The organism is Nocardia sp. NPDC051990, from assembly GCF_040680755.1.
Classification (GTDB): Bacteria; Actinomycetota; Actinomycetes; order Mycobacteriales; family Mycobacteriaceae; genus Nocardia.
Genome location: NZ_JBFAXH010000001.1, coordinates 527,467 through 541,102, shown reverse-complemented (window position 1 = coordinate 541,102; position 13,636 = coordinate 527,467). Strand labels below are relative to the sequence as shown.

The 13,636-nt window shown below is 66.9% G+C and carries 12 protein-coding genes; 9 read left to right on the top strand and 3 right to left on the bottom strand.

Annotated features, from left to right (window positions below):
• Nucleotides 1-24: 24 nt before the first annotated feature.
• The 4 genes from hutH (at nt 25) to AB0L63_RS02550 (ending at nt 4,582) form a co-directional block, all read left to right on the top strand.
• Nucleotides 25-1,617: a histidine ammonia-lyase gene (hutH, locus tag AB0L63_RS02565; protein WP_364493469.1), complete on the top strand. Its 1,593-nt coding sequence runs from the start codon at nt 25-27 to the stop codon at nt 1,615-1,617.
• 303 nt (nt 1,618-1,920) lie between these two features.
• Nucleotides 1,921-2,637, top strand: coding sequence for a class I SAM-dependent methyltransferase (locus tag AB0L63_RS02560; RefSeq protein ID WP_364493467.1), 717 nt, complete (start codon nt 1,921-1,923; stop codon nt 2,635-2,637).
• 181 nt (nt 2,638-2,818) lie between these two features.
• Nucleotides 2,819-3,238, top strand: a complete 420-nt coding sequence (locus AB0L63_RS02555; protein ID WP_364493465.1) for a YciI family protein — start codon at nt 2,819-2,821, stop codon at nt 3,236-3,238.
• Between the two features lie 12 nt (nt 3,239-3,250).
• Complete coding sequence (locus AB0L63_RS02550) at nt 3,251-4,582, top strand: DUF6596 domain-containing protein (protein ID WP_364493463.1); 1,332 nt, start codon at nt 3,251-3,253, stop codon at nt 4,580-4,582.
• 136 nt (nt 4,583-4,718) lie between these two features.
• Here the strand turns inward: AB0L63_RS02550 and AB0L63_RS02545 are convergent, their stop codons facing one another.
• Nucleotides 4,719-5,204 (bottom strand): hypothetical protein, encoded by a 486-nt coding sequence (locus AB0L63_RS02545; protein ID WP_364493461.1) that lies wholly within the window; start codon nt 5,202-5,204, stop codon nt 4,719-4,721.
• 125 nt (nt 5,205-5,329) lie between these two features.
• Between AB0L63_RS02545 and AB0L63_RS02540 the strand changes: the two genes are divergently transcribed.
• The gene (locus tag AB0L63_RS02540; RefSeq protein ID WP_364493459.1) at nt 5,330-6,271 is read left to right on the top strand and encodes an ATP-binding cassette domain-containing protein; all 942 of its coding nucleotides are present in this window, start codon (nt 5,330-5,332) and stop codon (nt 6,269-6,271) included.
• Nucleotides 6,268-7,017, top strand: coding sequence for an ABC transporter permease (locus AB0L63_RS02535; protein WP_364493457.1), 750 nt, complete (start codon nt 6,268-6,270; stop codon nt 7,015-7,017). Before AB0L63_RS02540 ends, AB0L63_RS02535 begins: the two co-directional genes overlap by 4 nt.
• Here the strand turns inward: AB0L63_RS02535 and AB0L63_RS02530 are convergent.
• On the bottom strand, nt 7,001-10,141 hold the full coding sequence (locus AB0L63_RS02530) for a BTAD domain-containing putative transcriptional regulator (RefSeq protein ID WP_364493455.1): 3,141 nt from the start codon (nt 10,139-10,141) through the stop codon (nt 7,001-7,003). The genes AB0L63_RS02535 and AB0L63_RS02530 overlap by 17 nt on opposite strands.
• Before the next feature lie 186 nt (nt 10,142-10,327).
• Between AB0L63_RS02530 and AB0L63_RS02525 the strand changes: the two genes are divergently transcribed.
• The 3 genes from AB0L63_RS02525 (at nt 10,328) to AB0L63_RS02515 (ending at nt 12,480) form a co-directional block, all read left to right on the top strand.
• The gene (locus AB0L63_RS02525) at nt 10,328-11,554 is read left to right on the top strand and encodes a cytochrome P450 (protein ID WP_364493453.1); all 1,227 of its coding nucleotides are present in this window, start codon (nt 10,328-10,330) and stop codon (nt 11,552-11,554) included.
• A 28-nt stretch (nt 11,555-11,582) separates the two neighbouring features.
• On the top strand, nt 11,583-11,837 hold the full coding sequence (locus AB0L63_RS02520) for a ferredoxin (protein WP_364493451.1): 255 nt from the start codon (nt 11,583-11,585) through the stop codon (nt 11,835-11,837).
• 208 nt (nt 11,838-12,045) lie between these two features.
• Nucleotides 12,046-12,480, top strand: coding sequence for a hypothetical protein (locus AB0L63_RS02515; RefSeq protein ID WP_364493449.1), 435 nt, complete (start codon nt 12,046-12,048; stop codon nt 12,478-12,480).
• A gap of 50 nt (nt 12,481-12,530) precedes the next feature.
• Here AB0L63_RS02515 and AB0L63_RS02510 read toward each other — a convergent pair whose 3' ends face one another.
• Nucleotides 12,531-13,154 carry an antibiotic biosynthesis monooxygenase gene (locus AB0L63_RS02510; protein ID WP_364493447.1) on the bottom strand — a complete coding sequence of 208 codons (624 nt, stop codon included), beginning with the start codon at nt 13,152-13,154 and terminating at the stop codon, nt 12,531-12,533.
• Nucleotides 13,155-13,636: the final 482 nt, after the last annotated feature.

Genomic DNA, 13,636 nt, shown 5'->3' with positions numbered 1-13,636 from the left:
TCGATTGGAATGGAACACAACACGATGAGCTCGAACACCATCCGACTGTCCGAACAGCACGCCGATGCGGCAGGAACCGACAACGAAGTGGTCGTCGGAGTCGGCGCCGTCACGCCGGAGGACGTGGTGCGGGTCGCGCGCGGCGGCGCCGCGGTGCGGCTGTCGGAGGACGCGCTCACCGTGATCTCCGCGAGCCGCGCCCGGATCGAGGCGCTCGCGGCAGACCCGAAGCCGGTGTACGGAGTCTCGACCGGTTTTGGCGCGCTGGCCACCCGCCACATTCCGCTGGAATTGCGAACCCAGTTGCAGCGCAGTCTCGTTCGCTCGCATGCGGCGGGTTCGGGACCCGAGGTCGAGCGCGAGGTGATTCGTGCGCTCATGCTGCTGCGCCTGTCCACCCTTGCGACCGGACGGACCGGTGTTCGGGCCGAGGTCGCGCAGGCGTACGCCGCACTGCTCTCGGCCGGCATCACACCCGTGGTGCACGAATACGGCAGCCTCGGCTGTTCCGGTGACCTGGCGCCGCTGGCGCATGTCGCGCTCGCGGTGATGGGTGAGGGTTCGGTCCGCGACGCGCACGGCACCCTGATGCCGGCCGCGCAGGCGCTCGCCGAGGCTGGCATCGAGCCGGTCGTGCTCGCCGAGAAGGAGGGGCTGGCGCTGATCAACGGCACCGATGGCATGCTCGGCATGCTGGTGCTGGCCTGCCACGACCTGCTGCGGCTGCTGCGGCTGGCCGATGTGACCGCGTCCATGAGCGTCGAGGGTCTGCTCGGCACCGACAAGGTGTTCGCCGCGGACCTGCAGGCCTTGCGCCCGCAGCCGGGTCAAGCGCTGGCCGCCGCGAATATGACTCGCCTGCTTGGCGGTTCGGGCATTGTCGCCAGCCACGCGACCCCCGACTGTACGGTCGTGCAGGACGCCTACTCGCTGCGTTGTGCTCCGCAGGTCGCGGGCGGAGCGCGCGACACCCTCGACCATGCCGAGCGAATCGCGTCCTACGAGCTGGCCAGCGCCGTCGACAATCCCGCCGTCACCCTCGACGGCCGGGTGGAGTCGAACGGCAACTTCCACGGTGCACCCGTCGCATACGTCCTGGACTTCCTGGCCATCGTGGTCGCCGACGTGGCGAGCATCAGCGAACGCCGCACCGACCGGTTCCTGGACCGGGCCCGCAACCACGGCCTGCCGCCCTTCCTGGCCGACGACCCGGGCGTGGACAGCGGCCACATGATCGCGCAGTACACGCAGGCCGCGATCGTCTCCGAGCTCAAGCGCCTGGCCGCCCCCGCGAGCGTGGATTCCATCCCCTCTTCGGCCATGCAGGAGGACCACGTGTCGATGGGCTGGTCCGGGGCCCGCAAACTGCGCCGCGCGATCGACGGCCTGACCCGCGTCCTCGCCATCGAAGCCCTCACCGCCGCCCGGGCGCTGGACCTGCGTGCCCCCTTGGAACCCGCCGCGGCCACTGCCGCCGTCCGCGATCGCATCCGCGAGTCGGTCGAGGGCCCCGGCACCGACCGTTACCTGGCCCCGGAGATCGAGGCCGTCGTCCAGCTCGCCGCCTCCGGCGAACTGCTGGCCAGCGCCGAATCCGTGGTAGGCCCCCTTGCCTAGGCCGACGTCGGTCGCGCGGCCGAGTGACATCCTGAATCCTCATGGTGCACTGTGGGATTCGATGGCAGCCACCGTTCGATGTGACCCCCGAACGGGCCCCGTATCGGTGCAGACGCTGGTTCACACCGACCGTCGCGCCTGCGGGAGCGGGCCGTTGGCGAGCTAGGCAGGGCTAGGAGTGTCGATCGGCGATGCCCTGGACGGCGGCCTGACCGGGCCGCCGTCCTCGCGGCGGCCCATCTCGATGCTTCGCTCCTGACCCCGACAAGCCGCCGATTGCCCGCCGTGATGGAGTATGTCCTGATGGGGCACGATCAGCACCAGCACTGGGAACAGACCTACCGCTCCCAGCCCGGCATGTACGGTGAGCGGCCTTCCCGAGCTGCGGTGTATGCCGCCGAGTGTTTCCGCGCCGCTGCCGTGCGCGATGTCCTCGAACTCGGCGCGGGCCACGGACGTGACGCCTTGTATCTGGCCCGATCCGGCTTTCAGGTCACCGCCACCGACTTCAGCGCGGTCGGCTTGGCCCAGCTTCGGCACGCCGCCGCAATCGCGGGTATCGATGACCGGGTGCGGACACTCGAACACGATGCGCGCACGCCGATCCCGCTGCCCGACAGCGCATTCGATGGCGTTTTCGCGCACATGCTGTTGTGCATGGCGCTGTCCACTGAGCAGATCCTCGCCTTGGCGGGCGACATCAAGCGGGTGCTACGACCCGGCGGCGTCTTCATCTACACCGTCCGTCATGTCGGCGACGCGCATTACCAGACGGGCGTCTTTCACGGTGACGACATCTACGAACAGGGTGGGTTCGCGGTCCACTTCTTTTCGCGCGCGCTGGTCGATGCCGTCGCCGACGGATGGGATCTGACCGAGGTCCACTCGTTCGAAGAGGGCGAACTGCCCCGCCGCCTGTGGCGCGTCACCCAGGCCTTGCCACCCCGAACCTCGCGGGCGGACGACGGCAACCGAGCAGATCTGGGACCTCGCCGATGCGGGCAAGGACGTTACGTTTGAGCGCCGAGCTGCCGGCGGCGCGATCAAATGCGTGCCGCATGGCAGGCGGTGTGGGCGATTGATGACATCTATCCGCGGTGTGGTGGTACGGCATTTTTCGGGGCCGTGTCGATCTGTCGTGTTCTCCGTTCGACCTCCAGGTGAGAGGGTCGGAAGGCGACCCGGAACTAGGAGGATGACTGTGAAGTACATGCTGATCTGGCGGGCCACCGACGAGGGCAATGCGGCCATGGCGGAGGTCGACTTCGAGAAGGTGCTCGAGACCATCGGGCGGTACAACGACGAGATGATCCGGGCCGGCGTGCTGGTCGCGGCCGAAGGGCTGGCCGGGCCCGAAGAGGGTGTGGTGGTGGACTATTCGTCGGAGCCGCCGGTGGTCACGGATGGGCCTTACGGCGAGACCAAGGAGCTCTTCGGCGGGTTCTACATTCTGAATGTGGCCTCCAAGGAGGAGGCCATCGAATGGGCCAGGCGCGCCCCGTCGTTCGGGCCGGGATCCAAGACCGAGATTCGGCGGGTCACCACGATCGACGAATTCCCGCAGGACAACGAATGGATTCAGAAGGAACGGGCATGGCGCCAAGCCACCGGACAACTGTGAGTCGCTGAGCGAATGGCCGATTCCACTCGCCGTGAGGCCGTTGCCGCCGTGTGGCGGATCGAGTCCGCGCGGATTGTCGGGGCGCTCGCGCGTTATACCGGCGATTTCGCGCTGGCCGAGGACCTCGCTCAGGAGGCATTGGCCGAGGCGCTGGTGAACTGGCCGCGGGATGGTGTGCCGCGCAATCCGGCCGGGTGGCTGCTCACCGTCGGGCGGCGGCGGGCCATCGACGCGTTCCGCCGGCGTGCCGCGCTCGATGACCGGTACTCCGCCCTCGCCCGCGATCTGGGCGAGGGCGGGGTCGCCGCCGGTGGCCCGCCCGCGGAATCCGCGAGTGCGGAGACGCTGTGGGACCCCGATCAGATCGACGACGATACGCTCGCGCTCATCTTCATCGCGTGCCATCCGCTGCTGTCGCGCGAGGCTCGGATCGCGCTCACGCTGCGGGTGGCCGGCGGCCTGTCCAGCGACGAGATCGCCAAGGCGTTTCTAGCGCCAACGGCCACCGTGCAGGCCCGGATCACGCGGGCGAAGAAGACCCTTGCGGCAGCTCGCGTACCGTTCGCCGTGCCGTCCGCGCAGGAGCGCAGTGAACGCCTCGGTTCGGTGCTCAGCGTCATCTATGTGATCTTCACCGAAGGATCGTCGGCCACCTCGGGTGACGATCTGATCCGATTCGATCTGGCCGGTGAGGCGCAGCGGCTGGCCCGGGTACTGGCCCGGCTGATTTCGACCGAACCCGAGGTACACGGGCTGCTGGCGCTGCTCGAGCTCACCGCCGCACGCTTCCCCGCCCGCACCGACGCCGACGGGCAGCCGATTCTGCTCGAGCACCAGAATCGCCACCGCTGGGACCGCTCGGCGATTCGCCGTGGGCGCGCCGCCCTGGACCAGGCCACCCGGGCGGGCCGGGGCCTCGGCGCCTACGGCCTGCAGGCCGCGATCGCCGAATGCCATGCCGTCGCCTCATCCGTGGACACCACCGACTGGGATCGCATCGTGCTCCTCTATGAGGCCCTCGGCAGACTCGCCCCATCCCCTGTCGTCGAGCTCAATCGTGCGGTCGCGGTATCCATGGCACAGGGACCGGCTGCCGCCCTGCGCATAGTCGACGAACTCAAAACTTCAGCAGCCCTGGCGAATTCGCATCTATTGCCGAGCGTTCGCGGCGAACTGCTCACCCGCCTCGGCCGCGGCGGCGAGGCGCGAGCCGAATTCGAACTCGCGATGCGACTGTGTGGCAACGAACGTGAACGCGTCCTGCTGGCGAGGAAACTAGGCGCGACATCCTATGGGGGAGTCATCTTCGGTGCGGCCCTACCTGCGGCACAGCCGGATGGTTGATCAGTTCGGGAGTCCGAGAAGATCCCGGTGCGGGCGAGGAAGCACAGTAATGCAGGCCGACGACAACCTCGACCGGTCCGACGAAAAATCCCCAGGTCAACGACCTGGGGATCATTTGTGCCTTATATTCCTCCGATCAGGCGGCGTCGAGGGCTTGGGTGATTTTGCGGGTCATCTCGGCTGTGGTGGGGCTGGGTTCGCCTTTGTGGGCGCGGGTCGCTGCTTCGATGGCGACGTTGATGGTGGTGCGGAAGTTGACGGCTTCCGCCGCGTCGTGCTTGTCGAGCAGCTTCATGGCTTCCGTCAGGGCTGGCAGGACCTGGTCGGCGAGTTCGGCTACGGACTTCCCCTTCAGTTTGATATCCCTGGACTTGGCGGAGGCGAGCACATGCCCGACCAGGCCGGTCGCCGAGCACAGGGCGATGGTGCCTTCGGAGGCCGCCTTGTGGGGCGAGCCGGTGGCGGTCAGCAGTGAGATGGCGCCGTAGGCGGCGGTGCGCAGGGTGGTCTTGTCCTGGTCGGTGAGGGCGATGGACACGGTGGTGTGCTCCTTGGAATCTGTTGTGGTGGAATGCAATTGAATGGATGGATGGTGGGTCGTCGGCATCGTGTTGTTCGCCATGGCAACCACTCTCGGCGTCTGGCCTGACATCACCCTGTCACCAGCCTGATGCCGCAACGACCAGGTGAAACACGGTGTCAGCGGCGTGACAGGTGGGTGACAGGCCGGGTGCCGATGGTGGTCGCATGAGTAATTCGGCTATCGCGGTGTCAGGGCTGCGGAAGACATACGGGGACAAGGTTGTGCTCGACGGCATCGATCTGGATGTTCCTGCGGGCACGATCTTTTCCCTGCTCGGTCCGAATGGAGCGGGCAAGACGACGACGGTAAATGTGCTGAGCACGTTGATAAAAGCCGACGGCGGGTCGGTACGCGTTGCCGGCCATGACGTCGCGACCGAGGCCAAGGCGGTGCGTGCCGCGATCGGGGTCACCGGCCAGTTCGCGGCGGTGGACGAGCTGCTGACGGGGCAGGAGAACCTGCAGCTGATGGTGGACCTCAATGGGGTCTCCGGCAAAGACGGCAAGCGGACCGTCACCGAGCTGCTGGATCGCTTCGATCTGGTCGAGGCGGCGCACAAACCCGCGTCGACCTACTCCGGCGGTATGCGTCGGAAGCTCGACCTGGCAATGACGCTCGTCGGAAATCCGCAGATCATCTTCCTGGACGAGCCGACCACGGGTCTGGACCCGCGCAGCCGTCGCATGATGTGGTCGATCATCCGTGACCTGGTGGCCGACGGCGTGACCATCTTCCTGACCACCCAGTACCTCGAGGAAGCCGATCAGCTCGCCGACCGGATCGCGGTGCTCGATCAGGGGCGCCTGGTCGCCAAGGGCACTCCCGACGAGCTCAAGCGCCAGATCCCCGGGACGCATGTACGGCTCCGGTTCATCGACGTCGCCCGACTCGACGCGGCCGCGCGTCTCTTCGCCGACTCCACGCCGGACTACGAGGCACTGACCCTGCGGGTGCCAAGCGATGGCGGAACGACATCGCTGCGGGCTCTGCTGGATCGGCTCGATGAATATGCACTCAGCGCCGAAGAGTTCTCCGTGCACACACCCGATCTCGACGACGTTTTCCTCGCCCTGACGGGCCACGCCACGGAGGTGGAAGCGAAATGAGCACCAAATCCCATTCGATGGTGATGTTGCGCCGCAACTTCACACACATCGCCCGCAACCCGACCTCGGTGTTCAATGCGGTGCTGATGCCGATCATCATCATGTTGATGTTCGTGTACATGTTCGGCGACGCTTTCAACGTCGGTGTCGACTACATCGATTACGCGACGCCAGGACTGATTCTGCTCGCGGTCTGCTATGGGCTGGGGGCCACCGCGACGTCGGTGAACTCCGACATGACGAAGGGGATCATCAACCGGTTCAAGGTTATGGACGTCTCCCGTGGCGCGGTGCTGAGCGGTCATGTCATTGCCACTGTGCTGACCAATCTGATCGCTATCGCGGCCCTCATCGGGGTGGCATTCCTGCTGGGATTCAGTCCGTCGGCGAGTTTCCTCGACTGGCTCGGCGTGGCCGGCATCGTCGTACTGCTCGGTTTCGCCGCCAGCTGGCTCACGGTCGCCCTGGGATTGGCCGCGAAGTCTCCGGAAACGGCGGCTCTGGCCTCCGTACCGCTGGTCATGCTGCCCTTCTTCAGCAGCGCGATCGTACCGGCGGAGAAGATGGGGCCGGGCCTGCGGCAGTTCGCGCAGTACCAGCCCTTCACGCCGATCATCGAAACCCTGCGCGGGTTGCTCAACGGCGCACCGAACACCGGCGATGCGATCGTCGCCATCGCCTGGTGCGCCGGGATCGCTGTCGTCGGGTACCTGTGGGCGCGTGCCACGTTCAGCAAGCGAGCGTGACCGCGGCCAACTCGTGCCAGCTCGCCTGTGCCCCCTCCCGCGTCGCCTCGGTGAACCGCGCTTCACCGAGGCGACTTCGCGTGGCCTGCTCGATCCTGGCCACATCCGGTTGGGCACGATCGGGCAGACCGAGCACGCCGGTGCTCGCCGCGAGCAGCCGCGCGGCTTGCTCGTACTGTTTCGCACGCAGCGCCAGATCCGCGGTCCCGACCAGCACCTCGGCGATCAAGGGTGCATGCCCCGCCTCGGACGCCGCTTGCAGGGCCGCGACGCGGTGTGCGCGGGCCTCGTCGAGATCCTCGGCAAGATAGCCGAGCAGATTCTGTTTCACTGCGCGGCCGATTGCCCGTTCGGCGTCATCGCCCAGCAGCGCTGTCGCGACGTCGAGTTGCCGGCGTGCCTGCTCGGCATTGCCACTCCAGCGCGCGAGCTCCGCCTTCGTCAGCGCCAGCTCGGCCAGCACACTCGGCCAGGCGACCCGTTCCGCGGACCGCTGCGCCTCGGTCATCGCCGCCGCGCTCGACTCCGCATCGCCCATCAGCCAGTACAACTGGGCCTGCCGCGACCGCAGCGGCACGACGTCGTCGATGGCACCGATCTCGGTGACGACCGCGATCGCCTGTTCGTAGTGCTCGCACGCAGCGGCGAATTCGCCGCGCACGGCGATTCGATTCGCCAGCTCGGTCCGGGCGAACGAGATCCCCCACCGTTCGCCGAGCGCGCGAAACTCGGTGAGCGCCGTCTCGAGATAGGTATCCGCATCCCGGCCGTCGTGGCCGAGCTGGATCCGTAATTTGCCGAGCTGCAGCCGGCCCAGGGCGCGTATCCAGGGTTCCTCGTCGACCAGCAGTGATTCCCACGCCGGCAGGATCGCCTCCGGCCCGTGCAACATGCGCTCCAGCGGGGCGACCAACCTCAGCGCCCAGTGCCGGCTCGGCACGCGCTGGCTGATTTCGTAAGCCTTCTGGATCCACTCCTGCGCCTGGTACTGGTCACTCTGCGGCCCGGAGGTCACGAACTGCACGACGTATGCGTACACCACGCCCCGGATCTCGTCGGCCACCGCACCGGGCAGGGCAGTGGCCGCCATGATCAGCTCGTTGCCCTCGGCCTTGTGCCCGCCGAACCACCAGTACCAGCCAGCGGCAGCGGCGAGCCGCATCGCCCCGTCCGCCTCGCCGGCCGCGAGCGCGCCGCGCATCGCGGCGGCGATATTGTCGTGCTCGGCCTCGAGCGTGGCGAGCCATTCCAATTGCTCGGCCCGGCGTAGATGCGGATCCGCGGTTTCGGCGAGTTCGGTGAAGTACGCGAGATGCGCGCGCCGCGCCGGATCCGATTCCCCGGCCTCCGCGAGACGCTGCTCGGCGTACTCCTTGATCGTGCCGAGCATCCGGTAGCGCGGCGCCCCGTCGCCCGCGGTGACCACGAGCGATTTCTCGGTCAGCGCGGTCAGCAACTCGAGCACCTCCCACGCCTCGACCTGATTACCCGCGCAGACTCGTTCGGCCGCTTCTTGGCTCGCACCACCGGAGAACACCGAGAGCCTGCGCAGCACCATCCGTTCGGCGTCGGTGAGCAGCTCCCAGCTCCAGTCGATCACCGCGCGCAGCGTCCGGTGCCGCGGCAGTGCGGTACGGCTGCCGCCGGTCAGCAGGCGGAACCGGTCGTCGAGCCGATTGGCGAGCTGATCGAGGGACATCGTGCGCAACCTGGCCGCGGCGAGTTCGATTGCCAGTGGCATCCCGTCCAGCGCCCGGCAGACGCGTGCCAAAGTGGCCAATGTGTGGGCGTCGGTCGCGAGGTCCTTGCGCACCGCGCCGGCTCGGTCCCGCAGCAGTCGGACAGCTGGAGACGACGCGATCTCGCCGGGGTCGGCGTCCCCCTGCGGCAAGGCCAGCGGCACGACCGGCCATAGCGCCTCGCCGGTGATGCCGAGGGGCTCCCTGCTCGTCGCGAGGATCCGCAGCCGCGGGCACTCTCCGAGCACCCGATGGGCGAATGTCGCCGCGGGCTCGATCAGGTGCTCGCAGTTGTCCAGAATCAGCAATATCGCCCGCTCGCGGATCGCGGCGATGACCCGATCCGTCGGCTCCGCGTCCGATGCCTCGCCGAGCAGCGCATCCCGCAGTCCGAGCGCGGCGAGCGTCGCTTGTGCGACGTCACCGTCGGCGGCGATGGCCGCGAGTTCGACCAGCCAGGCGCCGTCCGGCAGGTCGCCGAGCAGCGTGCGCGCGGTTTCCGTGGCCAGTCTGGTCTTCCCCGAGCCGCCAGGTCCGATCAGGGTGGTGAGCCGATGTTCGGCGTTGAGTTCGCCGACCGCGGCGACATCGGAGTCCTTGCCGATGAAACTGGTCAGCTCGGCACGCAAGTTGGTCTTCCGGTTCTCCTCCCGCCGTCCCAACTCGCCGCGCAGCAGCGCGACGTGCACTGCGGACAGCTCCGCTGAGGGGTCGACGCCCAACTCGTCGGCCAGGGTCTGTCTCGTGCGCTCGTACACGCGCAGCGCCTCGGTATCGCGACCGGTTGCGACGAGGGCACGCATCAACGCGGCGACAAGCCGTTCGCGCACCGGATGTGCGGCCACCAAGTCGGTCAGTTCCGTGACCAGCTCCGCACCGTGGCCGAGACTGATCTCGGTATCGAACCGATCCTCCATGGCAGTCAGGCGTAGCCCTTCGAGCCGGGTGACCGCCGCGTCGAACGCCGCACTCTCCTGCAGACCGACGTCCTGCATGGCCGCACCGCGCCACAATGCGAGGGCCTCGCGCAGCCGCTGTACCCCTCGTAGATCCTCGGCATTGTGTGCCTGGGCGACGAGGCGTTCGAACCGCACGGCGTCGACATCGTCGGGTTGCACCCGCAACCGGTAGCCGTCCGTCTGCCCCTCGATCGATCCTTCCGGCAGCACCTTCCGCAGTCGGGAAACCAACCGTTGCAAGGCATTCGCCGCGTCGGCGGGCGGGTGTTCACCCCAGATCCAGTCGATGAGCGTCGCCTTCGGGACCGCGTGACCCGGTTCGAGTGCGAGGGCGATCAACAGCCCGCGCAGCCGCGCGCCCGGCACATCGGCGAAAACACCGTCGCCCGAGCGAATCTCGAATGGTCCAAGTATCCCGATCTGCACCCGGCCGATCTTGCCACGGGCAATCTGGCGGTGCGGCGCGGCAAGTTGCCGCGGTACTGGCTTTCGTCGTCATCCGGCGCTGTCACAGACCATGGCTCCGGCACGGCCGGTGACAGCGCCGTGACAGCCGCATGTCAGGTCCGTCGGCGAATGTGGTCGCAACAACCGCCACGGAAAGGAAATCCGATGAGTCAGACGGCTCCCATCCCGCACGGCCTCCCCTTGGAGCGCGATGCGGGCCCCTTCGACCCGCCCCGTGACATCACCCGGCTGCGCGCGGCTCGCCCGGTCAGTCCGATGGTCTTCCCCGATGGGCACGAAGGCTGGCTTGTCACCGGCTACGACGCGGTCCGAAAGCTCATGGCCGACACCCGGTTCAGCTCCCGCCAGGACATCGGCATTGTGCACGCGGCATACGAAACTCCCGGCATGCCCGTCCCCACCGAACCTTCCCCGCAGGTGCCGGGTTTGTTCGTCGCCATGGACCCGCGGGACCACACCCGGCTGCGACGCAAGCTCACCGGCGCCTTCACCGTCAGACGCATGAAGCAGCTCGAAGAGCACATCATCGACATCGCCGAGCGGCAACTGGAACACCTGGCATGTCTGACCCCACCGGTGGACCTGGTCAAGGAATTCGCGCTGCCGGTGCCCTCGCTGGTGATCTGCGAGCTGCTCGGTGTCCCCTACCCGGACCGGGAGAACTTTCAGGTCAACTCGGCCCAGTTCCTGGTCAGGGACCAATCGCTGGACGAGAAGATGGCCGCGTACGGCGCGATGACCACGTACCTGGCCGAACTGGTCGCGCGCAAACGCGCCGAGCCCGGTGACGACCTGCTGTCCGACCTGGCCCGCGATGACGACCTCAGCATCGAGGAGCTGGTGGGCATCGCGTTCCTGCTGCTCCTGGCGGGGCACGAGACCACCGCCAACATGCTGGCCCTGGGCACCTTCGCGCTCTTGGAGCATCCGGAGCAGTTGGCGCTACTGCGCGCCGACCCGGATCTGTTCCCCGACGCCGTCGAGGAACTCATGCGCTACCTGTCCGTCGCCGATATCTTCTATCGCTACGCAACGGAGGACATCGAGCTCGGCGGTGAAACGATCCGCGAGGGCTCGACCGTCGTCGTCTCACTGCTGGCCGCCAACCGCGACCCCCAGCGCTTCGACAATCCAGACGCTCTGGACGTCCACCGCAAGGCCCGCGGTCACCTGTCCTTCGGCCACGGCATCCACCAATGCCTCGGCCAGCAGCTGGCCCGCATCGAGATGCGCGCCGGTTTCGCTGGACTGCTGCGCCGCTTCCCGACCCTCGAACTGGCTATCCCCGCCGGCGAGGTGAGACTCCGGACCGATATGAACATCTACGGCGTCCACGAACTGCCGGTCACCTGGACGGAATCGGCCCAGTAGAACCGTCTGGCGAGCGTCACGAAAGGAGATGACGAAAATGCGTATCACCGCGGATCGGGAGCGCTGTATCAGCTCGGGCATGTGCGCCCTTACCGCGTCGGAGGTCTTCGATCAGGACGAGGACGACGGCAGGGTGCGGTTGCTCGCCGCGCAACCGCAGCACAGTCACGCCGCAGCGCGGGAGGCCGTGGAGGCTTGCCCGTCCGGGGCACTCGCGCTCGATGATCGACCGGTCCGCTCGACGGCGGTGACGGAGGACGACCGCGATCTGTCAGCGCACTGAGCACCGATGTCGAACCTCCACGTGGGGTCACAGCACTGCCGCGCGACGAATCCGGCAAAGTGCACAAACGCGACCTCCGGGCGCTATACGGAGCTTGATCGCTGGGAAACGGTGTAGCTTGTGGCTCCGATATTGCCGTCCGCCACAACAATTCAGTGACGAGGAGTGGAGCTTGAAGCGTTTGCAGGTGGCCCGTGTGAGTTCTTGTGTGGCCGCGATTGCGGTGCTGGCCGTGTCGTCGGTTTCGATGGCGTCGCTCGCGGCGGCCGACGAGCCGTTTCTGACGGTATCGGGGACCGTGCACTGTGTCGACAATGCGTACACGCTCACGGTGCCGCGGGAGAAGATTCAAACGGGTACTACGTCGTACTACTTCCTGGACGGCGCGTCGCTGAGCAATGCCACGCAGATCGGGAACGAGCAGCCGCTCCAGGCCGGTCAGGACGCCACTGCGACCTGGACGCCGACGACCAGCGGGACGCACAAGCTCTGGATGCGGGGTATTTCGAACGGCTCCGCCATCACCATCGGTCCGACGGCGGTGGATGTAGTCGATCAAGCGCCCGAAGGCGCAAGCTGCGCTGTGGATGGCGCGAGCGGAGCCGGCATCGGTGGGCTGTTCAGCAGCCTTTCGGCCGACTGACGGGAAACGGCTCCTGACCGAGCAGCAGGTCGGGAGCCGGTCCACGCGGTTTACACCAATTCGGGGACGCGGAGGTGGGCCAGGGCCAACTCGAACTCGCAGATGTCGACCACCTCCATACCGGATTGGCGGGTGATCCGCTCGCGCATGGCCGTCGACTCATCGCGGTTGTGTTCCATGGCTTCGGCGGTGTCGAAAGTGGCGCAGGAAACGCCACGACCGGATGCGCGGTCGACCAAGAGGCTCGCGCTGCAGAAACCCTCGAGGGCTTCCATGGCGGGTAGGGCTTGGGATTTGTAGGTCTCGATTGCCGCGTCCTGGCGCTTCGGGTCAGTCTTGCTCCAGATTGCGCGGGCGCAGGCACCCTCCCGTACGCGGTGGTCTCGATGTAGGACGGCGATATCCCACTGCTCGACCTTGGTACGGCCACCGCCGAATATTTCGGCTGCCTGATCTCTGATGGGGCGAACCCGGTCCATGCTGGCGTGCATCGCATCCTCGGTTTCCCATGAGGACGTGACGATACATCGGCCGGACCGGCGATCGACCAGCAATGACAGCCCGACGCAGCCGGGTATATCCTCCAGGGCCGGCATTACCTTGTCGCGTACGTGCGCAATCCCGGCGTCGATCGCGGAGGGTTGCGCCTGAATGGTGGTCGAACGTGCGAACACGATCTCTCCCTCGGTGTTCAGGGCAGCGCCCCGGTGGCGCCACCGGTATCTTCACATTGCTCTGCCGCGGCGCTCATGGCAATAGGAACTCAGCACACTCCGCGCAACGCATGTTCAGTGCTGGACGCCACCCCTGCGGCTGCAGAGTTTGCGGTAGCCGGAGAGGGGTGCTTCGGGTGCTGAAGGAATACCGGGCGATCGGCGGCCGTGACAGTGAACCCCTGTCCCGCGAGAGGAATTATCCTGTGGGACAAGCAGTTCGTTGCATCGAAAATCCGAGAGTAACGAATGAAACAGCGGCACAGTCGCTCTCGCTGAGATCGCAGATAACCTGGTTCGAAATCTGCTCGATACGGCAACTGAACAAGATCGGTATCGAATTCGATAGGGAGCCGGCCACATCCGCGCTGGCAGATCGGACGTGAGATGCGATCAGCGAAATCATCGACGACCTCGACCGCATCATCGGTGACGCCGGTCCG

Coding starts and splice junctions, on each gene's coding strand:
- hutH (WP_364493469.1), top strand. CDS start 25: ATGAGCTCGAACACCATCCGACTGTCCGAACAGCACGCCGATGCGGCA.
- AB0L63_RS02540 (WP_364493459.1), top strand. CDS start 5,330: ATGAGTAATTCGGCTATCGCGGTGTCAGGGCTGCGGAAGACATACGGG.
- AB0L63_RS02560 (WP_364493467.1), top strand. CDS start 1,921: ATGGGGCACGATCAGCACCAGCACTGGGAACAGACCTACCGCTCCCAG.
- AB0L63_RS02525 (WP_364493453.1), top strand. CDS start 10,328: ATGAGTCAGACGGCTCCCATCCCGCACGGCCTCCCCTTGGAGCGCGAT.
- AB0L63_RS02550 (WP_364493463.1), top strand. CDS start 3,251: ATGGCCGATTCCACTCGCCGTGAGGCCGTTGCCGCCGTGTGGCGGATC.
- AB0L63_RS02535 (WP_364493457.1), top strand. CDS start 6,268: ATGAGCACCAAATCCCATTCGATGGTGATGTTGCGCCGCAACTTCACA.
- AB0L63_RS02520 (WP_364493451.1), top strand. CDS start 11,583: ATGACGAAAATGCGTATCACCGCGGATCGGGAGCGCTGTATCAGCTCG.
- AB0L63_RS02545 (WP_364493461.1), bottom strand. CDS start 5,204: ATGGCGAACAACACGATGCCGACGACCCACCATCCATCCATTCAATTG.